The sequence below is a fragment of the Brevibacillus halotolerans genome, assembly GCF_026891775.1.
Classification (GTDB): Bacteria; Bacillota; Bacilli; order Brevibacillales; family Brevibacillaceae; genus Brevibacillus_B; species Brevibacillus_B halotolerans.
The window spans coordinates 72,720-96,159 of record NZ_JAPTNK010000018.1; the positions used below are offsets into that span (position 1 = coordinate 72,720).

Consider the following 23,440-nt stretch of genomic DNA (forward strand, 5'->3'; position numbering starts at 1 on the left):
GTTTCGTATGCTCGGAGATTTGAATATTTTACGAATGATCGTCTGGACTGCCTCAGGCGCTCTCTTGCTATGCCTCTTGATGTGGATCGACACTCTATTCACCAAGTATAAGGACATGGAAGAGATTAAGCGAGGAAATGTAGCCGTCTCCACTCGCTTTATTATGAAACTGCTTGCTCAAGGCTATATATTATCGCAATCATTATCTTTATCTAACGATTTAATTCAGGGACTACTCGTTTCAGTCGTGTCTTTCGTGTTATTATTTGTTCTCGAAAAAATCGTTCAATTTAGCGTATACCAGATAGCAGGTCTTGACTTGAATAAAGGAACACAGGAAGGAAAAGTAGCCCATGCTCTCTTTTCTGGCTCTCTTCATGTTACCGGCGCCTTTATTATTACCGCTTGCCTGCTGTAGGAGGAAATGCATATGAGTTTTTTTCAACGTGTTAAAAATATCCTAAAAAAGCCTGAGCCTCCCCTTGTTGAAAAAAGTATCCTGACTGTAGGATCAGGCGATATTGTGGAAGTCTCATTCGTTACCTACCAAGTTGTAGGGCGCACTCGTAATCCGAAACGAAACGCAATTATGCTAACCTTACAGGATGGTAACACCCTGCGTTATTTAAAAATTGAAGAACGCGAGAAAACCAGCTATGAATTGTATACCCCTATTGACGGTCGACTTGACTCTCCTGATGAGGTTCCTACTATTATCGAGTTAGATGACATTGAGTATCATTTGGAAGAGCAATACGATGGAAGAATGACGGCACAAGGAAAAACACCATTTTCTTCGGATGGTGAACAATATGTCTGGGAATTCCAATCCGATAACCGCAAGCTATTGCGCATTGAATGGCAAGACGGACGCTTTATGTTGTATGAAGGAGAATTTATCATCCCCGCTGATGTAAAAGTACTCCGGGGAGTGTAGGAGGGAGGCCTCATGTGGCAAGCATTGTCAAAATTCTTAAAGACAACCCTCGTCCTCTCTCTGGTCGCCGGACTCTTAGCTGGTTGCGCCGATCAGTCGGTTGGATCATCTTATCCACTAGAGAAGATTACGAAAAACGGGGCCGAATCATCGCGCATTTATCGCGCGACAGACAAAACGGTTCCTGAGGTTGCCAAGGAGCTGGCTGAAAAGCGACAGCCCAAGGAAATTTCCAAGGAAGATCTAGACCACATGTTTCTTATCTATTCCGATGAATGGTATCATCTGCAAAAGGATGAAGCTAATCCGAGCGATACCATCATTGAAGTAGATAGTAAGGAATTCGTTCAAAAAAATTATAATATGTCTTTCCTAGAAGGTTACTTCTTTGCCTCTGTTTTAGGTGATCTGTTTGATTCGATGAAATCCAAGGGGCAAGGTAACTATCGTGGCTATTCTAGTCGAGATATCTATAAATCAGGGACCGATTACCAAACCCCCACAAAAGAGGACAAAAAGACATTTGCTCCTATTACTACAGAAGGCAAGGGCTCAATTCTGCGCCGTTCCTCTGATAATAGTGGAAAATCGTCTTCCTCTGACGGTAGTATTTTTAAGAAATCTGATGCTGACACAACGAAATCTAAGGGGAAAATCATCCGAGATTCTCAAAGCGACAGCGGAGGCAGTTCATGGTTTGGCAGCTCTTCGTCCTCCAAAAAGGACTCCTCCATGTTTGACCGCCCACGCACCAATTCTCCACCAAAGGTTAAAAAGGGATTCGGTAGCATTAAGCGGCGTCGATGATTTGTCATCGCGGACAATAGATAGCTATAGCTTAAAAGGACCCAAAGAGACATCCTCTCCTGGGTCCTTTTGTTATTCATCTGGTAATCCTCTGTAACGTGCCGTGCGCAATTCTTTTTTGTAAGCCGCTAGTTCATCTGCTGGAAGCCCCTCATCAATCGCTACTTGAATAGCGATTTCTACATCATACGGAACACGTACAATTGACATTGAGAAACTATTTGGTTGTCGCTTATGTAGTTCGCCCTCCAATACCATATAAGAAGGCTGTGTCATATCCAATGGATTTCCAACACTTCCCGTATTACATAACGATTTTGCTTTTAATCCTTGAATAAATGCATGATGCACATCTCCGTAGATGACTACATCAGGTGTATGTTCTCCTTTTCCCGTTGCTTCTGTGTTATCAAACATAGCCAGACGCTCCTCCAACGGGGCAGTGAAGCGAACCCGATGGAAGACACTATCTGCAGAAGCGTGAAACAATCGAATCAATCTGCCACTCATCCAAAAATCATATGAAAAAGGCAGGGTATTCAGATAACGAATCCGCTCTTCTCCTAAGCGTCGTTGTTGCCAGACAAACGCCTCATCCTCTGTAGGATTTCCGATGAAGTCATCCCAGTTACCACGCACTGTAACGGAACACTTTTCTCTTATCATGTCGACCGCTTTTTCTGGTTCAGGTCCTTTTCCAGCCAAATCTCCTAAGCAATAAATCTCTTTAATTCCGCGCTTCTCTATGTCGTTTAGCACAGCTTCCAATGCTGGTATGTTTCCATGAATATCAGAGATTACGGCTATCCTTTCCACGTATTCTCCTCCCTCTCTCACTCAAGTAACAGCTTCTTGATTCCATTCTCTCGTGTAGTAAAAAAATAAAGAGAAGCCTCTTGCTCATGTATGAATTCCCCTACACAAGGCAAGAAGGCCTTCTCTCTGATTGCGGAGCTCGCTTGTTAGTACAAAGCACTTACTCGCATTTTTCAGCTTTTCCCTCGTAATCACGCGTACGGAATGAAGCACCACATCCACAAGAAGCAACGGCATTCGGATTCTCCATCGTAAATCCGCCGCCCATCATGGATTCCTTATAATCAATTACGAGTCCTTCAATATATTTATAGCTCTCGGCATCAACCGCTACTTTAAAACCCTCATACGTAAAAATCTGATCGCTCTCGCTCGTTGATTCATCCGTTCCCATGCCATACGAGAAGCCGCTGCATCCACCTTCTCTTACGCCAACGCGCAAAAGGATATTGGGATTATTCTCCGCTTCCAGCAATTCACGAATTTTAGCACTTGCTTGAGGTGTGAAGTTGATCATGCTATTCCCTCCTCGATCAACAATTATAAAATCCTGTTTTTTTATTATAAAACAGCTTCCCTTAAGTATACAAAGAATTATATAGTGCAACAAGGTAACGATGCACTTCTCTAAGTAAGAATTTTCGAAAACAAAGTGAAATAAAAAGACAACGCCTGTAAGACGCCGTCCATAAAGTGTATAGTGCAAACCTCAAGCGAAATGGGTTCGATTCTCAAATATATGAAGGTGGAAAGGCTTATCATTGCAGAAGGTTACTTCTTTTTCCATTTGTAAAAGCTGATTGTGTAACAAATCAATTTCCCGGCTACAACGTAATACCTCTGGGTGATGTAACCCATATTGGGTCCCAATTTCTACCATCTGTTGGCGAAGGAGTTCCATTTTCTCGAGTAATTGTTCCCGCATTTTCTCTCCCCCCTCATGTAGCTATATCTCACATTTTACTTTAGAATAAAACCCTCTGCAAACAAAAGACACTATTTGTTCTGTATATTTTGTACAATTTTGTGTGTTGTTGTCAAGTTTTTAACTTGTCACAGTAAAAACTTAGAAGGTTGTTGCATTTATCAAAGAAGCTTATAATAGAGATACTTTAATTGATGGAACGATCATTGGATTGTGTATTATATAACTATTCAGGAGTTGAAAATATGTCCTTGCTTACAATAGCTTCGCAAGATAAAACGCTGGCATCGATTGCTGAAAAAGTCTTACATCGCGAGCGTCTTACCATAGAAGATGGGCTAGCCCTTTATGAATCAGACGATGTGTTTAGTATTGCTCAACTAGCTAATTTGGTGAACGAGCGTATAAATGGAAATAGAGTTTACTTTGTTCAAAATATGTATATTAATCCGACCAATGTATGTGAAGCTAAATGCCGCTTTTGTGGTTTCCGCCGCGATCAGGATCAAGAGGGCGCTTACACGATGAGTTCAGAAGAATTGCTTCACTATGTAGGAACTCGTTTTAACGATGGCATTCGTGAGTTCCACATCGTTGGCGGTCATAACAATCATGTTCCTTTTGACTACTATGTTGACACCCTTCGCACCTTAAAGAAGGCTTATCCAGATGTAGCACTCAAAGCTTACACCGGAGCAGAAATCGAATTTTTTAGCCGTATAGCTGGCATCAGCATGGAAGAAGTGCTAAAAGAATTGATGAATGCAGGTCTTGAGAGTTTGACAGGTGGCGGTGCCGAAATTTTAACGGAACGATACCGTCTTAAAATGAGTCCTGAAAAAGCAAGCACAGACGATTGGTTGCTTGCACACCGTACAGCTCACGGACTGGGTATGCTGACCCCATGTACAATGCTATACGGCTCCATCGAAACGAAAGAAGAGCGGTTAATTCATATGTCGCGTATCCGTGAATTACAGGACGAGACAAATGGATTCCAGGTCTTCATTCCTTTAGCTGTCCAACCAATGAAAGCTACAGCAGGTATTAGACGCCGTACTTCTGCGATGGACGACATCAAGACGATTGCGATTAGCCGCCTCATGGTCGATAACGTAGATCATATTAAAGCCTACTTTATTAATATCGGTACACAATTAACCCAGCTAGCTTTACGTGCTGGTGCATCAGACGCCCACGGTACCCTAGTAGAAGAACGTATCAGTCATGCTGCTGGTGCTTTATCTGACCAAGGGATCACCAAGGAAGACCTGATCTGGTTAATTAAAGGTGCAGGTAAAATTGCTGTAGAACGCGACACGCACTATAACGTGATTAAAGAGTACTAATAACAAAGAACGCTTGATTGAAGATGACCACTGAAGTGGACTTTTCAACAAGCGTTCTTCTTTTTAATGAACATCCCTCGGCCGATTATTGCCATTCCTGAACAAATTCCTGTATTTTTTCTTTAATTAATGTCAAAAGCGAATCCGTCGTTTCCGCTGTGATGAAATCTCCATTAACTAGCGCAAATGGTTGCATGTAGCATTCGCCACAGTGTCCTAAACAGCCATATTCCACTACATCCACATCCAAGTCAGGATCATTTTCTAGTGCATCCATGACTGTTTTGGTATAAGAAATGACATTGCTTGAACAAAATTCCACTAAAGCTTTCATGGGCCCCTCCTATTCAAAAATTATTGCAGTTATGTGAATATTGGAACTCGACCTAAACAGACGGTAGAGTTATAATGATTGGGGACGACTTCAAATTATATCATTTTCCTTATGCGTTTAAAAGTTTCTGTTGCACTTCCATTGTTTAAAATGGAACCGTTTTAAATATGGCATAGAAAGGATAAGACTTCCTATGAGACGACTAGTTATCTTAGGTGGTGGCTATGGGGGCCTACGCATCATCGAACACATACTTACCCCAGACTTGCCGGCAGATGTTTCGGTGACGCTAGTAGATCGTATGCCTTTTCACGGTTTAAAAACCGAATACTACGCGTTAGCAGCCGGAACAGAACCAGAAAGTAAAGTGCGAGTGCCCTTTCCAAGCGACCCACGCTTACAGATTAAACACGGAGAAGTTATTGACATCAACCTAACTGAGCGCTTGATCCATTTTGAAAATGAAGAAGAATTAGAATACGATTGGCTCATTCTTGGATTGGGCTGTGAGGATCGTTATCATAATATTCCGGGAGCCGATCTATACACACACTCTATTCAAACATTGGGCTCTACTCGTCGCGCTTATGCAGCGATCAATAATATTAACCCCTATGGTTCAGTTACTGTTGTCGGCGGTGGTTTGAGCGGTGTAGAAATAGCTGCTGAATTACGCGAGAGCCGTCCAGATCTGACCATTCGTTTATTGGATCGTGGGCCAAGCATTTTAAGCCCTTTTCCGAAAAAATTGCAGGATTATGCTTCTGAATGGTTTATTAAAAATGACGTTGAACTTATTAATATGGCTAATGTAACCTGTGTTGAGGATGGTGTGGTTTATAACAACAATCAACCTATAGAAAGCAATGTCATCGTCTGGACAGCAGGTATTCAAGCCAATCGCATTGTACGTAATCTGCCTATTGAGCATGATAATAGCGGACGAGCAATCCTCAATCCTTATCACCAGATACCTGATTATACCAATGTGTACGTCGTGGGTGACAGTGCCAGCTTACCTTATGCCCCAAGCGCCCAGCTTGCCGAGATGCAAGGAGAACAAATCGCCATGGTATTAAAAAGTGAGATGAAGGGCGAGGGTTATCCTAGCGTAATGCCTGCTATTAAGCTTAAAGGGACACTAGGCTCTCTTGGCAAAAAAGAAGGTTTTGGCGTAATGGGCAAAATGTCGCTTGTAGGTCAAATGCCGCGTGTAATGAAAAGCGGTGTCCTTTGGATGTATAAAAACCATTTAGGTTAACTTAATTGAATGAATTTTGATACAACGACCGTTCTGACTTTTTAAAGGAGCGGTTGTTTGTTTCTCTGCTCAGCTATAACTCCATATTATAATATCAAAATATTTATACTATTACATTATATTAAATCGGCAAATTGCATCTTGAGGAAGTGAAAAAAGAAAACCCGGATTATATACCGGGTTTTTTGTCTATTATGATGCCTTGTTATTTGCTTACATTCTCCAATAAATTAGCAAATTCATTTGTATGAAGCGGAGGACTAAAATAAAACCCCTGCATCTCATAGCATTGCTTTTCCGTTAAGAAGCTCTTCTGTTCTTCTGTCTCTACTCCTTCCGCAATTACATTCAGCTTTAAACTCCTAGCTAATGCAATGATATAGGAAACAATCTCTGCATCATCAGGATCAACTGTAATGTCACGAATAAAGGAACGATCTATTTTAAGAGTATCCACGGGAAATTTCTTCAGATAGCTAAGGGAGGAATACCCCGTCCCAAAATCATCAATAGATAAATGAATACCTAATTCCTTGAGCTCATGCAAGGTAGTAATAGCCGTCTCTACCTTATGCATAGTGACACCCTCTGTAATCTCCACCTCTAAATATTCCGGAGCAAGATTGGTTTCTTGCAAAACTTTGGCAATGGTTGCAACGAGGTTACGCTGTTGAAACTCAACAGGAGAAATATTAACAGCTACGCGTACTGGCTTTAATCCAGCTTGCTGCCATTTTTTATTCTGAATACATGCTGCTTTGAGAACATATTCATCCAACGTGACGATGAATCCCATCTCTTCGGCTAATGGAATAAAATCACCTGGTGAGATCAATCCTAGCTTAGGATGCTGCCATCGTACTAATGCCTCCATCCCAATTAACTCTCCTGAGCTTAAATCAAAACGGGGCTGGTATTGTAAAAAAAGCTCATTACGATCGATTGCATAACGTAAATCCTGCATGAGAGTCAGCTTCTGAAAAGCACTTTGCATCATAGCAGGCGTATATAATTGATAAATATTTCCGCCCTTTTCTTTTGATCGGTATAAAGCCGCCTTGGCATTTTTCACTAATTCTAGCTGTGTGGTTCCGTCATTTGGGTACAAGCTAATGCCAATGCTGCAAGTCATTGTTAAACTTTGACCCTCCATCTCAAAAGGAAGCGCAATCTTATCTAGTAGCTCTTGTGAGAGTTGAGCGACATCCTGAAGGCTAGATATTTCCGGGAAAATGAATTGGAACTCGTCTCCTACCAAGCGGCAAAGGGTATCCCCCTCACGCATATGATCAGCCAAACGTGCGGCGACTAATTGCAGTAGACGATCTCCTGCCGCATGCCCCAATGTATCATTAAATACCTTAAAGCAATCCAAATCTAAAATGACCACAGCTAGCATACTCTCCGTGCGCTTTGCCTGAGAAATAGCTAGGAGTAGACGATCATCAAACAATACCCGATTTGGCAACCCTGTCAGCGAGTCGTAAAAAAGCTTTTGGCTCATCATCTCTTCGTGTTTTTTCCGATCTGTTAAATCCTTGAATATCCAAATTCTCCCGTAATCATGCTGTTGAGATGAATCAATCGGTCCTGAGTAGACCTCGTATACTCGTCCATCATAAAAGCTTATCTCCACTGTGTCAGGTTGTAGCCTGTTCACTTGAGCAAGATCAAAAAGGGCTGTTGCCTGATGATTATTCTTAATTTGCGACAACATGTACATGAGCCAATGATTGGCATTATTTTGTTGCTCCACATGTTCAGGTATCTTCCACATTTCCCTACATTTTCGATTGTAATGTACAATTTGATCCCATTCATTAACAATCAGCATACCGTCCATCATCGATTCGTGTGTCGCTCGCAAAATAGCATTATTTTTAATGAGCTGCTCTTCTGCCAATTTGCGTTCTAGCTCAGCAGTGGCTCTGGACGTAAATACATGTAACATGGAATCAATTAATCCTGGATTGGTGATTGGCTTGCGGCTCATAACAGCAAGAATCCCCATTGGACTGCCATTAGAATCATATAAAAGCTGTCCCATTAGGGCTTCCGCTTTAAAGAAACGAAGCGATTGATCGAGCGGATATATCTGCTGTACACCTTCTACCACACAGATTTCCCCAGATTTAATCACCTCTTCAGTAGGAGAATGAGCAATATCGTACTCGATGTTCTCTAAATAAGCTTGCTTATCACTTATGGATATCGTAACTGCACGACCTGGTTTACCCTTATGTAATGCTGCAATAAATGCGTAATCCACTTCCAAAACATCTATCAATGAGCGACTTAGATAGTGAAAAAACTCTTCCCCCATCTTATTTGTAATCCCTTGAGTCACTACGTGTAGCATTTCTTCAACTTGCTTTTGCTCAGTCACATCGGTTAAAAAACCAACAATTTCTGTTATTTTTCGATTATTTGTATCACAATTCTGAATGATTACGGGTTTTAGATGTCCATAATACAGCCTGTTATCAAGTGAAATTTGAAAATCTACTGTTTCTTGCAAAAAGGCACGCTCTACATGACTTTTTATTATTTTTACCATGTTCGGTAGCATTACATCTTCAAGGGACCCCTCTTTTATGCCCACTCCAAAACGCTTAGTAAGTGCTCCCTCAAATAATGTAACGGTAATTTGGTTATCTTCTCGTTTTTCAAAGGAAAACAGGACGTGAGGCAGAATCGATAAACTAGTTTTACATTTTTGTGCATACAGTTTCTTTTTCTGCTCCACACGCTTTAACTGCGTAATATCTAACACTGTACCGACAATCTCGGTTACTTTATCGCCTTCCAAAAGGGGGGAGATTTGCGTAATATAAAAGCGTTCATTCTGCTCAAATTCAAACCACACACAGCATCCAGAGAATGCTTCTTCAAATTTTTGCTGAACAAAGGGGGCTATATCAGGACGAAAAATTTCGATAACAGTTTTCCCCTCTACATCCTTTGTTGTAACTCCTAAATCCTCTGCAACCTTACCTTCCGAAAAGGTGAGAACAAAAGAGCCATCCTCTTGTCGTTTACCTGCAAAAATTTGAGTTTGTAGTGTTTCAAAGATTCTTCTATGCTGCTGTGTTAGTTCCAGTAGCTTATTTTCCATTTGAGCTATACTTCTTTGTAAATTAGCAATTTGACTCTCCTGCTCTCCAATGGTGTGAAGACGCTCGTAGTTCCTCAATTGTTGCGGGGAATCATAATCTCTGTCAGACATGAGCTACCTCCTACCCTTACACCTTTTCCTATGAATGTGGATGTTATTCTATCCACTCAAATACTCCTCATTACCATTCAAACTATCTGTTTGATCTAGAGTAGACTTGCTTTATACATGCTGAAGGCTAGTAAAGATCGCATCAATAGCACTTTGATATTCGACTTTTTTCATATTAATTCCTGCCTTGTGTCCCAAAAAAACGGGTTTTTCTTCCTATATATTTATAAGTAAATGATATATTCTTTATTATGCATATATTTCATTATAATGTTCTTTTTCGAAATATTTTACCCTTATGCCCACTTATCTAGCAAAGGCAAGATTTTTGTTATCTCTGTCATCTTTACAACGTAAACAAAGCTACAGATGCCACCTACTGTTCTCACAATAAGTAGACCCCTGTAGCTAAATGACTCTTGAGCAGTTAGTTATCCCGTTCATTTTGCATTCTGGCTTCTTCGTTCGTTTTGCTTCCGGTAACGTAATTTTTTACTTATCATTTCTCAGAATTTTTTCCTTGTCAGCAAGCCACATGGCATAGGCTAAGGGATTACGAACTGCCTTTTTATACAGCTTAGCTTTTCCCATTCCTAAAAAGATATCGCGGCCCGGTTTTGGATTCACCTCTATTAGCCAAATTTGCCCTGCCGTATCTATCCCGATATCCAAACCAAATTCCAACATTCGACCATACTTTTCCTCTAATTTCTGGACTGTGTAATAAGCTAATTCATGACATTCCTGTAAGATTTTTTTACCTTTATCTTCACCAAATCTGTTGTTCATGAAGCTGGTAAAGTCAGTGGCCTTACCACCGTTATGCAGATTAGAGGTAGCACTGTTCAACAGTCCAACCCTTACCCCTAAACCCGTAACACTCCACTGTCCCTGCTGATTTTTCTGAATTAATAAGCGCGTATCACTTGGCCTGTTGGGCAGTAATTCTAAATCTAGACCTTGTTGAACCATAAAATGACCGTTACGAATTCGTTCCTGATCCACCCATAGATTGACCCGCTCGACCAAAGCATCTCTAGATGTTACCTGCCATGCTTTACGTTGCAAATTCCGATTCCTGCCAACTAGTAAAAAACCACCGTTTCCTTTAGAAATTTTAAGAACACTGCGGCCACCTGTACCGTTACCGGGTTTCACATAAACAATCGCAAAATTCTCTACATATTCCTGTAAGGCCTCTTTTGAATACATTTCGGTTTGCGGCATCCATTTTCTCATGGCTTTATCTGTCCATAGATATTTTGTTATATTCCATTTGTTAGAGAAAATGCTATTTGCATATAAAAAATGCTGCTTACGGCGAAAGGATAAGTATCCGGGTTGCCTAGTCCGGCAACGATCTATGACTGCATCTGGCCATCTAAACCACTTACTTCTCCAGCCACCATGTTTATCCGGTACATATCCCCTGACTCGTTGTTTTTTGACCAATACATCACGATGGGAAAATAGAAATACTGATGCGCCTAGCTTTTTCCCCTGATGGATCAAATTCCGAAAGTATTTGGGTTCCTTAAACGTCGTTCCTTCTCTGCTTGTTAAAATTCCAATCAGTTTTTTATTAGCCATTCTCATCCACCTTTTTTATCCTTGCTATCTCCAGATTATGAATAGGCCGACACTGAAGTGAATTGAAACATAACACGATTTTGTCTACTAACAAAAGCTCCGTGAATAGAAAAAAACCTACCTTGTTCCCAAAAGTAGACGGGTAAGGTAGGTTTTCTGTTGCTCATTCATTGATCAATTCTTTACCGGGTGGGAAAGATGTAAATCTCCGTATAAGTGTCAAAATACTGTAGGTCAAATGTTGCCGTTTCTGTTTTCCAATGAGCAGAGTACGAGGAAGGAGCGCCTATTTCTTTACGTTGTTCTCCCTCGCCAAGGAGACTTGATATCTGTTTAATTAGATCATGCACCTTTGTACTTTTCTCATAGGTTAAGGTAATTTGCATTACTTTGTTATTATTGATAATATATTGAGCTCTCGCTGGCTCTTTCCATTGAAACCACGTTTCCTTGTATTCAATAGCCGATAGGAATTTTCCATCCGCATTATAACCATAATCCTTTTTCCCTTCACCTTTTTCTGCAAATAATTGCTGTATTGTCATTCCAATTACTTTACTAGGATCAATTGGCATTATATCTTTTTCCCATTGTTTTTCGATTCCTTCTTGTTTCACAATAGGTGAGGGATTGCTTATGGATTGCGGTTTATCAGGCTGCTCTGGCTTTGCAGGTTCATTTGGCATTTGGTTCGACATCTCTAAAGTTGTATTCTCTGCACTAGCATTCGATAGCAACGCGGGATTGGTTAACGCCCGATCACTACATCCAGTGACAAGCAAAAGGCCAAGGGTTAAAAGCCCTATCCATTTATGGTTTTTCATTCATCATCTTCTCTTTCTGTTATGATTGCATCTTCATCATAACGTTTTCCCTGTGAGGAAGTCTTTACAAAAAGGTTACACCTTATTTTTTCCATTTCCTAAACGCTTTCGATCGGTTGAACGCCTGCTTTTTCTAAAGCTTCATACACCTGCTTTAGCTTTGGATTTCCTTCTCCGACAATTTCCCCGGAAATTACGACAAGTGGATACCACAAATCTTCCTCTTCAATTCTTTTTGCCCATAATTTATCCACTTCTGTCGTTGGATGTAAGAAATCACAGTAGCGTACGACAAATTGATCCTGTACAAACTTTCTTCCAGCAGCCGCTTTTAGCCATACTGCTGTTTCTTTAGCTGAAGATAGATTCACACAGCTTGCGCATAATTGCTCCGTTCCATATACCAGGATTTCTACGTTCATTTGAACCCCTCCGCTTCCCTGTTTGTCTTCATTATATTGTTTTTGGTTTACAGCCGTCTATGTCGATTGAACATTCAAATCTTTCTCAAAAAATAACATTTCAAGGTTAATACAAGCATGTACGACAGAGTGTATTATTTACATACTTATATTTTTGCAGCATCTCTTAGAGTTTACTCGAACAAATACGATACCATGCATCTAGCCAAAGTAAGCGTGCTGTATATGCGAAAAAAGCCAACCCAACATTTTTCGCTGTTTGGGTTGGCTTCTTGATTTTATCACTAACAACTATATTTTTTTACGATAAAGCTTGTTCCAGATCTTCCATTAAATCTTCTACATCCTCAATACCTACAGAGATACGAAGCAATCCATCTGTTATCCCTAGCTCTGCACGTCGTTCGGCAGGAATCGAGGCATGTGTCATACGAGCAGGTAATCCGATTAAGCTTTCAACTGCTCCTAAGGATTCAGCAAGAGTGAAGTACTTTAATTTAGATAAAACTTCTTCTGCACGTTTATCGCTGCCTACATCAAAAGAAATCATGCCGCCAAAGCCTCGTGCTTGTTTTTTCATTTGCTCATGGCCTGGGTGAGATGCAAGGCCTGGATAAAGCACACGGCTGATCGAAGCTTGTTCTTGGAGCCACTTCGCTAATTGATTTGCGTTCTTCTCATGCTCCTCCATGCGGAGTCCCAGAGTCTTAGCTCCACGTAGCAACAACCATGAATCCTGAGGACCTAAAATCGCCCCAATGGCATTTTGCTGGAAGTGCAATTGTTCACCAAGCTCAGCTTCCTTCGTAACAACAATACCAGCTACTACATCACTATGCCCACCTAAGTATTTTGTTGCGCTATGGAAGACAATATCGGCACCCAAATCCAATGGGTTCTGCCAATAAGGAGTCATAAAGGTATTGTCTACTACAAGTAAAACTCCTTTAGATTTTGCAATAGCGGCTACCGCTCTTACGTCTGTTACGTTTAACAAAGGATTGGTAGGTGTTTCCATAATAATCATTCGAGTATTAGGACGTAATGCCTTTTCGACAGCAGCGAGGTCAGTCGTATCGACGTAGGTAGCCTCCAAGCCCAATTTTGAGAAAACGCGAGTAATTACGCGATAAGTACCGCCGTAAACATCATCTCCTACAACAAGATGATCCCCTTGACTGCATAGGGATAGAATAGTGGATAGAGCTGCCATTCCCGAACCAAACGCTAATCCGCGTGCTCCACCTTCTATATCAGCCATGTAGGTTTCTAGTGCGTGGCGTGTCGGATTACCTGTACGAGAATATTCATAGCCTTTATGAACGCCAATTCCTTCTTGTTTATAGGTACTCACCTGATAAATCGGTGTAGATACTGCTCCTGTATGAATATCTCCCTCAATACCACCGTGAATTAATCGAGTTTTCATTCTCATGTCATAGACCCCCCTGATAGATTTGTTTCGATAAATATCGCTCACTACTATCTGCAAATAGTACAACAATATTCGTTCCTGGAACAGATTTTTCTGCTTCCTGCAAAGCCGCATGTAAAGCTGCACCCGCTGAGCTACCAGCCAAAATACCTTCTTTACGCGCTAATTCTTTTACAAGAGAGAAAGCTTCCTCGTCCAAAACGGTATATATGGCATCAAAATAAGAAGTATCCATAAAATCTGGGATAAACTCCATCCCAATTCCCTCTGTTTTATGTGGACCAGATTCTCCACCGTTTAAGATAGATCCCTCTGGTTCAACTATAACAGTTCTGATCGATGCACGCTGTTCTTTTAAATAACGTGCCACTCCCATAAAGGTACCACCAGATCCTGCACCAGCCACAAAGGTATGCACTTGGCCATCCATTTGATCCCAAATCTCAGGACCTGTTGTTTTATAGTGAGCCTCTGGGTTTGCTGGGTTGGCAAATTGCTGCGGCACAAATGCTCCTGGAATGGACTCAGCTAATTCCTTTGCCTTAGCTATTGCTCCCTTGATTCCTAATTCCGTTGGTGTATTTATCACTTCCGCCCCCAAGGCGCGCATAAGCTCTTGCTTTTCCATTGAAAATTTTTCAGGTACACAAAAAATTACACGATAAGAGGTATTAACTGCGGCCAGCGCTACACCAACCCCTGTGTTCCCTGCTGTTGGTTCAATAATAGTCCCGCCAGGCTGCAAAAGACCACGTTCTTCTGCATCTCGTATTAATTCTACTCCGAGACGATCTTTTACACTACCCCCTGGATTATAGGACTCCAATTTAGCAAACAGACGAACTCCTTCTGGTAAAGCAAATTGCGTCAGTTCAACAATAGGTGTATTTCCGATTAATTCCTTTATGTTGCGATAAACCTTCACGTAGATCTTCCTCCGATCCAATGTTTATATGCAGGAATATATAAGTACAAGTAGGAACGCCATTAGTATACCATGCTTTCAACAAACTTTTTGCATTTATCTTAATATTGTCCGCTCAGGAAGGACTTTCTCATGAACCAGCAACACTTGTGCATTTCTCCCCTATTTTTGATAAAGGAATGATAATAAGTATAGAAACTCATGGATTTTCGTAAGTAGGGGGATTATAATAGAATGGAGTTGAAAAGGAGTGATTATCCATGAAAGAACAAGTACAAGAAGTACTAGAAAAGCTTCGTCCGTACCTTCAACGCGATGGCGGTGACGTTGAGCTTGTTGACGTTGAAGATGGCATCGTTAAACTACGTTTGATGGGTGCTTGCGGTAGCTGCCCTTCTTCTACCATCACCCTAAAAGCCGGTATTGAACGCGCATTAGTTGAAGAAGTACCTGGTGTTGTAGAAGTTCAACAAGTATTTTAAGATTATTATACGATTGAAAGCATTCATGTGCCTATGCCTTGAATGCTTTTTTTGTGTAAAAACCGATGCAGCATATAGGAAAAGTCCGATTTTACTTATTCGGACTTTTCCCCACAAAGCGATCAAAAAACTGAATTACTCGACGAGAATATAATGCTCTATCTCTTGTATAACACCGCACATGATCGGCTTCTGGAACTAGCCATAATTCTGCTTCGGGGTGCATGGCTGCTTCATATAATTTTTCGCTTTCCTTATAAGGAATCGTCTTATCCTCTCTGCCATGAATAAGAAGCAACGGTCTAGAGCCGTATCGTTTGACTGCCTCTATAGGCTTCACCTGCTTTGGGCTTGCCCCCACCAAGATCGGTATGACAGTTAGGATAATCGATGTAAACGGAAAGGAAGGGAGTCTTGTCCACACTGGCAAATTGTTAGAAAGATAATCAGATAGCAAAGCAAAGGGACAATCTGCAACCACCGCATTCACACGTTCATCTTCCCCTGCAACCAGCAGAGCAGTAGCCGCCCCCATAGAAAAACCAATCAAACCAATAGAATGATCTGGAGCGTAGTTTGTAGCAAAATCAATTGCTCCTAACAAATCCTTCTGCTCCTCTAATCCAATTGTAGTTAAATTCCCTTCTGATTCCCCAGCATTTCGAAAATCAAAAAGGAGTGTATCATACCCAGCTTCTACAAAGGATTTAGCAAGCGTTAATGCCGGTAAATGCTGTTCTAAGCGATTTTGGCTATAGCCATGGGCAACAATAATCGTAGCATTTCTAAGTGGTTGTACAGAATTGTTTTCCTGTTTAGCCTCTGCTGTTCCTTTATCTATTTGATTCAAAAGTGCTTCTCGGTGCTTCGCAGCAGAAAAATACCAGCCCTTGATCTGCAACTGATCACGACTTGGAAATGTAATACAGTCATATGCAGGTAAACCGTAATCCTCAGGATGAACATTAATCGGCTTACGTCTTGGATGCAGTAATTTATGGCCAACATACATGCTAATTACCACTAGCAACACTATCACTAGGAAGACGAAACAGACCAAAGACATCAAAAAGGTTGGGTTCATACAGGAGTAATCGCCTCGCCTTTCGAAAGTACAGCCACTAGATTTTCAGAGACAAGCATCGCCATACGATCTCGCGTTTCATAAGTAGCACTACCGATATGTGGAAGAGCGACTACATTTGGAAGGGATAGGAGGGGATGATTTGTTGGGATCGGCTCCTGCCCGAAAACATCTAAACCAGCCGCCCAAATCGTTCCCTGTTTCAAAGCTTGGTATAGAGCCTCTTCATCTACCGTAGCTCCACGCGAGGCATTAATAAAGACTGCCGTAGACTTCATCATTGCAAATTCCTCTGCACCCATTAGACCTTTCGTTGCCTCCGTTAATGGTGTTAATAGCACGACATAATCAGATTCACACAATAAATCAGGTAATGAGCAATATGTAGCCCCATAGGTCTGTTCTGCCTCTACTCTGCGGCTCCGATTATGGTATAAGATACGCATATCAAAGCCAGTTGCTCTTTTGGCAACAGCTTCACCAATCCGCCCCATCCCTATGATTCCAATCGTTGCACCATGAATGCGCTGGCCCGCCATGAAATAAGGACTCCATGTTTTCCATTCTCCATTCATCAGCACTCTGTTTGCTTCTATAAAACGTCTCCCCGCCGCCATTAACAATCCAAAAGTCAGATCAGCCGTAGCATCCGTTAGCACATCTGGTGTATTCGTTACAACAATACCTTTCTCTTTGCAAGCTTCTAAATCAATATTGTCATATCCAACAGCAAGGGTAGAAATTACTTTTAAATGAGGGGCAGCATCAATGATTTCACGATCGATCCGGTCGGACAGCATAACATATAAGCCGTCCGAGCGTTTCGCTTTTTCTAATAAAATATCACGGGGGACAGGGTATTCCTGATCCCATACCTCAACAGTCGCTATAGTCGCTAAAAGATTCATAGCTTCCTCCGCTACTTTCCGTGTCACATATACAAATGGTTTTGTTGTCATCTTCAGGTAACCTCCATAGCCAATGTATCTCGGGAATTTCAACGCCGAAGTACTGACGAATTGCTTCTGGATATTGCCCAAGCACTTGTTCCATGGTAGCAAGCTCTTCATCAAGCGGGGTTTGCCAATCCTCTCCCACTAATGCGCGCTCCTCATCGCCCATGAGGCTATAAATCTCCACTGTTTTTAAAAAGCGAGAGGGATACAGCAGCATTGCAAAAATAAAGCAATATTCCTCAGGGTAGAGCTGTGCTATACATTGATAACCCACTAAAAATTCTATTACTTTATCTTCTTGCCATCCATTTTTGCGAACAATCCATTTAATACCTTGCCCAATATCACGCGTACGCATATCCAGTACCCAGCTATATTGTCCCGCGATGTATCTTTTTCCACTTTCATGAAACAAAATATGACCATCTTGAAAATTCTGAAAAGCTATCTTTCCTTGCTTACTTATCGCATTGGTTAATCGTTTATAACCACTACCTTTTAAATAATCAATAGCGGTGGATGAAGATACTTGTATATACGTAAACATTGTAAATAAATAAACCTCAAAGGGGTTGAATGCTTTCGATCTTTCCAAACTATCGAGTAAACTTTCATAGGTTTTACATTTCTTTTCCCACATCTCTGGCCATGTACCTATGGAGCGGTATGGTAAATAGAGCTTATCCCATGAAAGCGTGCGAGTCGCTTGGTGAAACTCCGCCAGTGACCTACCCAGATTAAAATAATGACGCTCCCACGTTGTCTCCCTCATGCCCTCTTGCAGATAGTACAGAACTTCTCCATCTTTCATATGATAATTATCATCATTAGCTTTACAAATGGGTAAGACTTTTAGATCACAATTTTTATGGATCACATCCATTGCCTTCTCAACTAAAAAGCCCTTTGCCCGGTACGATGTGGGACAAGTGTGGATGTAGTGTAATCCTCGATCCGTATACAGCAGCTTGCGTCCATTCTCCTCTTTCCACTCTACATCTACAAAAGAGTACTCCTCACAAAACCTGCCCAATAGTTCTTCCATTATCTAGACCTCCTGCCCTGAATCTGTTGAAATAGCTTATGACATTTCATGGGCATAGGTGAGTGCATAGCCTACCTAAAAAAGACAAATGCTATCTGTATCTAGGCTAGAAAGAGGCGATTATTTGTTGAATCAACAGCAGCATATTTGGAGTGAACAAGTTTACTCTAAAGCAATTGAACTTTTGCATGAGCGAGGGGTACGCCTTGAAGATATTGGTGAAATCGTAATGTTTCTTCAAGAAAAATATATTCCCAATCTACAAATGGAACAATGTATAGAAAGCGTAAATGCCGTCCTACAAAAGCGTGAGGTACAAAATGCACTCTTAACAGGCATTCAGTTAGACATACTATCTGAACAGAATAAGCTACTATCCCCTTTGCAAGAGATGCTTGCGACTGATGAATCTCTCTTTGGAGTAGACGAGGTTCTGGCGCTCGCAATTGTCAATATTTACGGAAGTATTGGATTTACCAATTATGGGTATGCCGACAAGCTAAAATACGGTGTGCTAGAAAAATTAAACGATAAAAAGTACGGTGTACATACCTTTTTAGACGACCTGGTAGGCGCAATTGCAGCTGCAGCATCCAGCCGATTGGCCCACCGGCGGCGGCGTCAGGAAGAAGAAGAGCTTAAAGCTAAGAGCGTATCTTATCCATCCAAGTAAGTAGACTTTGTTCTACATACGTAGGTGGTTCATCATGTTTATCTGCATCCTCCAGCGTGGAATATCCTGAGAGCACAAGCAGGGTGTCAATGCCGCTATTGATGCCCGCTTGAATATCTGTGTGTAGGTTATCTCCCACAATGATGGTCTCCTCTGGTTTGGTTCCCAGCTTTTCTAATGCGTACGTAATAATAATGGATTCTGGTTTTCCAATAATAGTAGGACGCTCGGCTGATGCAGTCGCTACAGCAGCTACTAATGCTCCATTTCCAGGCATGAGACCGTGTTCTGTTGGTAGAGCAGGATCTGCATTGGTAGCAATAAAGGTGGCTCCATTTCGAATGGCACGCATAGCTGTTGTTAATTTTTCATAGGTAATGTCTCGATCAATACCGATGATGACATAGGAGGGATTTTCTTCTGTAAATGAAAATCCTGCCTCCTCCATGGCTGTCTGTAGCCCCTCTTCCCCTAAAGCAAAATACGTTTTGGGCCGTTCTTTTTGTTCTGTTAAATATTTTGCTGTAGCCATGCTAGTTGTATAAACCTGATCGGGCGTGGTAGGTAAGCCCATGTTGCTTAGACGTTCTGCCACCTTTTCAGGAGTGGTTGATGAATTGTTTGTAACATATAGATAGGGAGTATTTGTTTCCTGAAGATATGTTATAAAAGTGACAGCTTCAGGTATAACACGGTTCCCATGATAGATGGTACCATCTAAATCAAGCAGATATCCTTTATATGTTTTCATGTAGTCTCTCCCTTCACCTAGCCTTACTCTATTGTACTTGCTTGATTTGAGCCTGACAAATGACATCCTCTTGTACAAAACAAAAAACCACCCGCAGATGAGTGGTTTGTTAGCTCTTTATTCAGCCTTTTGTTTAATTTTGTACAGGCATTTGTCTCCACCTTTGGCCATACAGGAGGCCTGTTCTACCTCTGTACCTAATACGCGTTTAAATAATGACAATTCACAACTACATGCCTGATTAAACTGGCGAGCTACCTGAGAGATTGGACAGTTAAACTCTTTAATAAAATAGTCCCCTGTCTCCTCGTCTCTACCCCATTCCACCATGTAGCCCTTCTGATTTTGTATATCCGCTAATGCAGCTACCTTTTCTTCCAATTCGCCTTGAATATAGGGACGATACGTTTCTTCGAGTCGATCTTCTCGTCTACGAAACAAGGTTGCTACCTTGTCCGCTCCGTCTATATCAACTAAATCTTGAAGGAAGTCTAGCGTAAGATCATGATAGTTACGCGGAAATAATTCATCCGCTTGCTGTGATAAGGAGTATACATTAGTCGGACGACCCATCGCTTGACGTACCAGCGAGGACTTGATCAGATTGTCACGCTCCAACGTGTTCAAATGGCGACGTACTGCCATCTCCGTGATGCCCAAATCCAATGCAATATCGCTAACTGAAAGGGAACCTTTAACTTTTAACATATGCAGAATTTGATCACGTGTGGAAGTCTGTTCCTTTGACATAACAATCACCGTCCTTTCTCTCCTATTCTACAGGAAGGAATAACATTAGTAAACTAATGAAAGGTTTTTGTTTAAAAAATCCACTTTTGTTACTAGCCTATTTGCCTTGTTTATTCCTAAAATAATTCCTTTTGAATGTATGTCCGAACAGAGGGTGCAAATGTTGTTAATATTGGTAGAGCTTCTCTAACTAATGCACTCATATCCAAGACAGAAATCTCTGAATAGGTAACAAGTGGTTTGCGAAATTCCATAACACGATGTAGAACTGTAGCCTGCTCGTCTGTCAGAACAGTTTCGTCACGAAGGATTTCTACAATATCGGTATAGCTACCAGGGTCACGCATGATAAATCCATCTATAAGAGCGTTTCCTACATCAGCAATTCCTTCTATACATATATGCAAAGCGCGTTCGATTGCTAATTGTTTGATTTGGTCACAAGCCAGTTCTTCATCAGAATAAGTAATATTTTGAGATAAAAGCGTTAGCATGCGTTCCATATAAGTAAGAACCTGCTCGACTTTTGCTGTATTTACATCGTACATGTTGTCTTCCCCCGCTTAATCATCTATTTTTTGCGTTTTTTAGAAGCAAGCCTTGCCCAAAGTACAGTTCCAAAAAACGTGAATACAACCATCAGCAATACAAGTAAGCTCATCCCAAGGTCTTCCGTCAACAAACTCACCTCATTTCCTTGTCCCATTATAACAAAAATACTGAATGAAATAACTTATCTAACAGCTCAGAGGTGATTTCCGTACATTATCTTCCCTATCCAAACATTTCTTTCGCTTTTCATTAGGAGAACACCTGTTGTTTTTCAGATGATATGATAAAATGAAGTCGATAAAGCACGTTTTAGAGAAAACGATAACAACGATTGTTACAGGAGGATCAGATGGAAAGAGAATTAGCGTTAGAGGTTGTTCGTGTTACAGAGGCAGCAGCGCTCTCTTCTGCACGCTGGATGGGGCGTGGCAAAAAAAATGAAGCTGACGACGCTGCGACATCAGCAATGCGCGCCGTATTTGACACAATTTCCATTCGCGGTACGGTTGTCATCGGTGAAGGAGAGCTTGATGAAGCACCGATGCTGTATATTGGAGAAAAACTAGGTAATCAATCAGAGGATTCTCCAGAGGTTGACGTTGCCGTAGATCCTTTGGAAGGAACAACCATTCTTGCGAAGGGCCATAATAACGCCATGGCAGTTCTTGCAATTGGAGATCGTGGCACTATGCTGCATGCACCAGATATGTACATGCAAAAATTAGTAGTAGGGCCTGCCGCAGCCGGTTTAATCAATCTAGATGATCCAATCGAAAAAATGATAGAAACAGTTGCAAAAGCAAATCAAAAACGCATAGAAGACGTCACTGTGATTGTTCAGGAACGGGAGCGCCATCAGGATATCATTAACGCGATTCTAAAAGCTGGGGCTCGTGTCAAGCTATTTGGAGATGGTGACGTAGGTGCCGCTATTGCTGCTTCTATGCCAGAAGAATCGGGAATTGATTTGTTTGTAGGCATTGGCGGAGCTCCTGAGGGCGTCATTAGTGCTGCTGCTATCAAATGCTTAGGCGGAGATATGCAGGCACGATTAAAGCCACAAAACGATGAAGAACGCGAACGCTGCCGCCAAATGGGACTCGATGACCCTGAGCAGCTCTTGACAATTAATGATTTGGTTTCTGGTGATGATGCCATTTTTGCCGCAACTGGAGTTTCAGACGGTGAACTATTGCAAGGGGTTAAGTTTCTAAGCAATAATATAGCTAAGACTCATTCCCTAGTCATGAGAGCAAAAACGAGAACGATTCGTTTCGTAGAGGCTAGACACAGTCTAGATCATAAACCAAACTTAGTATGGAAGTAGGGTAATATAAATGTCCCACGAGCCTTTCTATCTGTATGATGAAACGGAAGAAACAACTACTCGATTTGTGAGTTTTATGGGCGATTCCACACGTTTTGATCTGGCAATTATCAAAACAAGTCGTTTTTATGGCAAAAAGCTGGTTGTCAATATTCAGAACGGTCGTAGTGCGATTATCGGCCCAGATGATTTAGAAGAAGAAGGATACCTAGAGTATGCCTATCAAATCACTGAGGCAGAAGCGGAAGAATTAAAAGAGTTTTTAGTTCGAGTCATTGGGTAATAACACTGAGTCCTCTGCAATGCCAGAGGGCTTTTTTCTTTGCCTTTAGTGCCCATTTTACATATGGACATACGCCAAATGCCTATTTTCCTCGTATACTGCTCCCATAAATAGAAAATAGAAAATGTGAGGAGTGTATCGTTGATTATGGAAAGTCAATTCGAAAGCCAACCAATCCAAGGTCATTGTCCCCAACAGCCTGAGCCCAGAGATCAGATTCAACATTCAGAGTACAATGTAGGAAATACTTGCAACTATGCAGGTAGTTATCCTCATTATTATTCCCCAGCCAACACACCCTATATGATTCCTGAGTATTCTCCTTATCAATACGTTCCTGTACAAAGACACGATTGGCATCACGCTAGTTCACATCATCATCATAGACATCACCACCACCCGCATTATTTCAGCCCATATCCACCCTTTTATCCGTCCTTTTACCAACCCCTTTATTCACCGTTTACCTACAGTAGTGTCGATGGACCAGTGTATGGGGAAGAAGGATTTGGATATGAGTCCGTATAACTAACCAAAAAAACACCTGCTGAGAATCCTTGGGACTGACCCCCGTTTGTAGGACAGGGATCAAAACACCTTACAAGTTTAAGCAGCCAGTCGTCGGAATTCAACCGGTGACTGGTTGTTTAGTTTTGTTTGAATGCGAATTGAGTTATAGTAAGAGA

26 protein-coding genes are annotated in these 23,440 nt (G+C 41.4%); 10 read left to right on the top strand and 16 right to left on the bottom strand.

What is annotated here, in order from left to right:
* The first annotated feature begins 7 nt into the window (after positions 1-7).
* Genes O0550_RS19470 through O0550_RS19480 form a run of 3 tightly spaced genes read left to right on the top strand, consistent with a single transcriptional unit; the run spans position 8 to position 1,744 of the window.
* Entirely contained in the window at positions 8-418 is a 411-nt protein-coding gene (locus tag O0550_RS19470; RefSeq protein ID WP_022585707.1) for a DUF350 domain-containing protein, read from the top strand.
* Positions 419-430: 12 nt separating this feature from the next.
* A complete protein-coding gene (locus O0550_RS19475; protein WP_003340842.1) occupies positions 431-937 on the top strand; it encodes a DUF4178 domain-containing protein in 507 nt (168 codons plus the stop codon).
* 12 nt (positions 938-949) lie between these two features.
* Positions 950-1,744 carry a DUF4247 domain-containing protein gene (locus tag O0550_RS19480; protein ID WP_258427096.1) on the top strand — a complete coding sequence of 265 codons (795 nt, stop codon included), beginning with the start codon at positions 950-952 and terminating at the stop codon, positions 1,742-1,744.
* A gap of 72 nt (positions 1,745-1,816) precedes the next feature.
* On the opposite strand, the gene O0550_RS19485 is transcribed toward O0550_RS19480, so the two are convergent.
* The 3 genes from O0550_RS19485 to O0550_RS19495 form a co-directional block, all read right to left on the bottom strand.
* Positions 1,817-2,560 (bottom strand): metallophosphoesterase family protein, encoded by a 744-nt coding sequence (locus O0550_RS19485; RefSeq protein ID WP_258427097.1) that lies wholly within the window; start codon positions 2,558-2,560, stop codon positions 1,817-1,819.
* A 160-nt stretch (positions 2,561-2,720) separates the two neighbouring features.
* Positions 2,721-3,077, bottom strand: a complete 357-nt coding sequence (locus O0550_RS19490) for a HesB/IscA family protein (RefSeq protein WP_003334645.1) — start codon at positions 3,075-3,077, stop codon at positions 2,721-2,723.
* 192 nt (positions 3,078-3,269) lie between these two features.
* On the bottom strand, positions 3,270-3,485 hold the full coding sequence (locus O0550_RS19495; protein ID WP_003340846.1) for an aspartyl-phosphate phosphatase Spo0E family protein: 216 nt from the start codon (positions 3,483-3,485) through the stop codon (positions 3,270-3,272).
* 245 nt (positions 3,486-3,730) lie between these two features.
* Here O0550_RS19495 and mqnE point away from each other — a divergent pair, with 245 nt between their 5' ends.
* Positions 3,731-4,834, top strand: a complete 1,104-nt coding sequence (mqnE, locus tag O0550_RS19500; RefSeq protein ID WP_003334643.1) for an aminofutalosine synthase MqnE — start codon at positions 3,731-3,733, stop codon at positions 4,832-4,834.
* Positions 4,835-4,919: 85 nt separating this feature from the next.
* Here the strand turns inward: mqnE and O0550_RS19505 are convergent, their stop codons facing one another.
* Complete coding sequence (locus tag O0550_RS19505) at positions 4,920-5,168, bottom strand: YuzB family protein (RefSeq protein ID WP_003334642.1); 249 nt, start codon at positions 5,166-5,168, stop codon at positions 4,920-4,922.
* A gap of 193 nt (positions 5,169-5,361) precedes the next feature.
* Between O0550_RS19505 and O0550_RS19510 the strand changes: the two genes are divergently transcribed.
* Complete coding sequence (locus O0550_RS19510) at positions 5,362-6,429, top strand: NAD(P)/FAD-dependent oxidoreductase (protein WP_022585703.1); 1,068 nt, start codon at positions 5,362-5,364, stop codon at positions 6,427-6,429.
* Between the two features lie 205 nt (positions 6,430-6,634).
* Here O0550_RS19510 and O0550_RS19515 read toward each other — a convergent pair whose 3' ends face one another.
* The 6 genes from O0550_RS19515 to cysK all read right to left on the bottom strand — a co-directional run bounded on the left by O0550_RS19515 (position 6,635) and on the right by cysK (position 14,851).
* Positions 6,635-9,655, bottom strand: a complete 3,021-nt coding sequence (locus O0550_RS19515; RefSeq protein ID WP_258427098.1) for a sensor domain-containing protein — start codon at positions 9,653-9,655, stop codon at positions 6,635-6,637.
* A gap of 492 nt (positions 9,656-10,147) precedes the next feature.
* The gene (locus O0550_RS19520) at positions 10,148-11,245 is read right to left on the bottom strand and encodes a YheC/YheD family endospore coat-associated protein (protein ID WP_258427099.1); all 1,098 of its coding nucleotides are present in this window, start codon (positions 11,243-11,245) and stop codon (positions 10,148-10,150) included.
* A gap of 182 nt (positions 11,246-11,427) precedes the next feature.
* Positions 11,428-12,069, bottom strand: a complete 642-nt coding sequence (locus O0550_RS19525) for a hypothetical protein (RefSeq protein ID WP_003334637.1) — start codon at positions 12,067-12,069, stop codon at positions 11,428-11,430.
* A 98-nt stretch (positions 12,070-12,167) separates the two neighbouring features.
* Entirely contained in the window at positions 12,168-12,491 is a 324-nt protein-coding gene (locus O0550_RS19530) for a YuzD family protein (RefSeq protein WP_258427100.1), read from the bottom strand.
* A 301-nt stretch (positions 12,492-12,792) separates the two neighbouring features.
* On the bottom strand, positions 12,793-13,926 hold the full coding sequence (locus O0550_RS19535) for a bifunctional cystathionine gamma-lyase/homocysteine desulfhydrase (protein ID WP_035318430.1): 1,134 nt from the start codon (positions 13,924-13,926) through the stop codon (positions 12,793-12,795).
* Between the two features lies 1 nt (position 13,927).
* A complete protein-coding gene (gene cysK / locus O0550_RS19540; RefSeq protein WP_003340857.1) occupies positions 13,928-14,851 on the bottom strand; it encodes a cysteine synthase A in 924 nt (307 codons plus the stop codon).
* Between the two features lie 260 nt (positions 14,852-15,111).
* Between cysK and O0550_RS19545 the strand changes: the two genes are divergently transcribed.
* Complete coding sequence (locus O0550_RS19545) at positions 15,112-15,333, top strand: NifU family protein (RefSeq protein ID WP_003334633.1); 222 nt, start codon at positions 15,112-15,114, stop codon at positions 15,331-15,333.
* A gap of 91 nt (positions 15,334-15,424) precedes the next feature.
* Here the strand turns inward: O0550_RS19545 and O0550_RS19550 are convergent, their stop codons facing one another.
* From O0550_RS19550 to O0550_RS19560, 3 genes are read right to left on the bottom strand one after another with little or no spacing between them, the layout of a single operon-like run.
* Positions 15,425-16,417, bottom strand: coding sequence for an alpha/beta hydrolase (locus O0550_RS19550; protein WP_035318432.1), 993 nt, complete (start codon positions 16,415-16,417; stop codon positions 15,425-15,427).
* Complete coding sequence (locus O0550_RS19555) at positions 16,414-17,376, bottom strand: 2-hydroxyacid dehydrogenase (protein ID WP_035318434.1); 963 nt, start codon at positions 17,374-17,376, stop codon at positions 16,414-16,416. Before O0550_RS19555 ends, O0550_RS19550 begins: the two co-directional genes overlap by 4 nt.
* Positions 17,294-18,418: a protein kinase family protein gene (locus O0550_RS19560; protein WP_003340864.1), complete on the bottom strand. Its 1,125-nt coding sequence runs from the start codon at positions 18,416-18,418 to the stop codon at positions 17,294-17,296. The genes O0550_RS19555 and O0550_RS19560 overlap by 83 nt, the downstream gene beginning before the upstream one ends.
* A gap of 124 nt (positions 18,419-18,542) precedes the next feature.
* Here O0550_RS19560 and O0550_RS19565 point away from each other — a divergent pair, with 124 nt between their 5' ends.
* Positions 18,543-19,091, top strand: coding sequence for a phosphatidylglycerophosphatase A family protein (locus O0550_RS19565; protein ID WP_022585695.1), 549 nt, complete (start codon positions 18,543-18,545; stop codon positions 19,089-19,091).
* Here the strand turns inward: O0550_RS19565 and O0550_RS19570 are convergent.
* From O0550_RS19570 to O0550_RS19580, 3 genes are all read right to left on the bottom strand, one after another.
* A complete protein-coding gene (locus O0550_RS19570; protein ID WP_003340869.1) occupies positions 19,063-19,842 on the bottom strand; it encodes a TIGR01457 family HAD-type hydrolase in 780 nt (259 codons plus the stop codon). The genes O0550_RS19565 and O0550_RS19570 overlap by 29 nt on opposite strands.
* A gap of 117 nt (positions 19,843-19,959) precedes the next feature.
* Complete coding sequence (locus O0550_RS19575) at positions 19,960-20,592, bottom strand: helix-turn-helix transcriptional regulator (RefSeq protein ID WP_003340871.1); 633 nt, start codon at positions 20,590-20,592, stop codon at positions 19,960-19,962.
* Positions 20,593-20,708: 116 nt separating this feature from the next.
* A complete protein-coding gene (locus tag O0550_RS19580) occupies positions 20,709-21,140 on the bottom strand; it encodes a DUF86 domain-containing protein (protein ID WP_003334626.1) in 432 nt (143 codons plus the stop codon).
* 353 nt (positions 21,141-21,493) lie between these two features.
* Between O0550_RS19580 and glpX the strand changes: the two genes are divergently transcribed.
* The 3 genes from glpX to O0550_RS19595 all read left to right on the top strand — a co-directional run bounded on the left by glpX (position 21,494) and on the right by O0550_RS19595 (position 23,282).
* Positions 21,494-22,471: a class II fructose-bisphosphatase gene (gene glpX, locus O0550_RS19585; protein ID WP_121472933.1), complete on the top strand. Its 978-nt coding sequence runs from the start codon at positions 21,494-21,496 to the stop codon at positions 22,469-22,471.
* 10 nt (positions 22,472-22,481) lie between these two features.
* A complete protein-coding gene (locus O0550_RS19590; protein ID WP_003334622.1) occupies positions 22,482-22,754 on the top strand; it encodes a DUF3055 domain-containing protein in 273 nt (90 codons plus the stop codon).
* A gap of 147 nt (positions 22,755-22,901) precedes the next feature.
* Positions 22,902-23,282 carry a hypothetical protein gene (locus O0550_RS19595; protein WP_158642195.1) on the top strand — a complete coding sequence of 127 codons (381 nt, stop codon included), beginning with the start codon at positions 22,902-22,904 and terminating at the stop codon, positions 23,280-23,282.
* Positions 23,283-23,440 lie beyond the last annotated feature (158 nt).

Bases quoted from the DNA above. Each gene is read 5' to 3' on its own strand.
- O0550_RS19475 (WP_003340842.1), top strand. From the start codon at position 431: ATGAGTTTTTTTCAACGTGTTAAAAATATCCTAAAAAAGCCTGAGCCT.
- O0550_RS19580 (WP_003334626.1), bottom strand. From the start codon at position 21,140: ATGTACGATGTAAATACAGCAAAAGTCGAGCAGGTTCTTACTTATATG.
- O0550_RS19575 (WP_003340871.1), bottom strand. From the start codon at position 20,592: ATGTCAAAGGAACAGACTTCCACACGTGATCAAATTCTGCATATGTTA.
- glpX (WP_121472933.1), top strand. From the start codon at position 21,494: ATGGAAAGAGAATTAGCGTTAGAGGTTGTTCGTGTTACAGAGGCAGCA.
- O0550_RS19480 (WP_258427096.1), top strand. From the start codon at position 950: ATGTGGCAAGCATTGTCAAAATTCTTAAAGACAACCCTCGTCCTCTCT.
- O0550_RS19490 (WP_003334645.1), bottom strand. From the start codon at position 3,077: ATGATCAACTTCACACCTCAAGCAAGTGCTAAAATTCGTGAATTGCTG.
- O0550_RS19510 (WP_022585703.1), top strand. From the start codon at position 5,362: ATGAGACGACTAGTTATCTTAGGTGGTGGCTATGGGGGCCTACGCATC.
- O0550_RS19555 (WP_035318434.1), bottom strand. From the start codon at position 17,376: ATGACAACAAAACCATTTGTATATGTGACACGGAAAGTAGCGGAGGAA.
- O0550_RS19525 (WP_003334637.1), bottom strand. From the start codon at position 12,069: ATGAAAAACCATAAATGGATAGGGCTTTTAACCCTTGGCCTTTTGCTT.
- O0550_RS19560 (WP_003340864.1), bottom strand. From the start codon at position 18,418: ATGGAAGAACTATTGGGCAGGTTTTGTGAGGAGTACTCTTTTGTAGAT.
- O0550_RS19530 (WP_258427100.1), bottom strand. From the start codon at position 12,491: ATGAACGTAGAAATCCTGGTATATGGAACGGAGCAATTATGCGCAAGC.
- O0550_RS19470 (WP_022585707.1), top strand. From the start codon at position 8: ATGCTCGGAGATTTGAATATTTTACGAATGATCGTCTGGACTGCCTCA.
- O0550_RS19505 (WP_003334642.1), bottom strand. From the start codon at position 5,168: ATGAAAGCTTTAGTGGAATTTTGTTCAAGCAATGTCATTTCTTATACC.
- O0550_RS19550 (WP_035318432.1), bottom strand. From the start codon at position 16,417: ATGAACCCAACCTTTTTGATGTCTTTGGTCTGTTTCGTCTTCCTAGTG.
- O0550_RS19515 (WP_258427098.1), bottom strand. From the start codon at position 9,655: ATGTCTGACAGAGATTATGATTCCCCGCAACAATTGAGGAACTACGAG.
- mqnE (WP_003334643.1), top strand. From the start codon at position 3,731: ATGTCCTTGCTTACAATAGCTTCGCAAGATAAAACGCTGGCATCGATT.
- O0550_RS19545 (WP_003334633.1), top strand. From the start codon at position 15,112: ATGAAAGAACAAGTACAAGAAGTACTAGAAAAGCTTCGTCCGTACCTT.
- O0550_RS19590 (WP_003334622.1), top strand. From the start codon at position 22,482: ATGTCCCACGAGCCTTTCTATCTGTATGATGAAACGGAAGAAACAACT.
- O0550_RS19520 (WP_258427099.1), bottom strand. From the start codon at position 11,245: ATGGCTAATAAAAAACTGATTGGAATTTTAACAAGCAGAGAAGGAACG.
- O0550_RS19570 (WP_003340869.1), bottom strand. From the start codon at position 19,842: ATGAAAACATATAAAGGATATCTGCTTGATTTAGATGGTACCATCTAT.
- O0550_RS19495 (WP_003340846.1), bottom strand. From the start codon at position 3,485: ATGCGGGAACAATTACTCGAGAAAATGGAACTCCTTCGCCAACAGATG.
- O0550_RS19595 (WP_158642195.1), top strand. From the start codon at position 22,902: ATGGAAAGTCAATTCGAAAGCCAACCAATCCAAGGTCATTGTCCCCAA.
- O0550_RS19535 (WP_035318430.1), bottom strand. From the start codon at position 13,926: ATGAGAATGAAAACTCGATTAATTCACGGTGGTATTGAGGGAGATATT.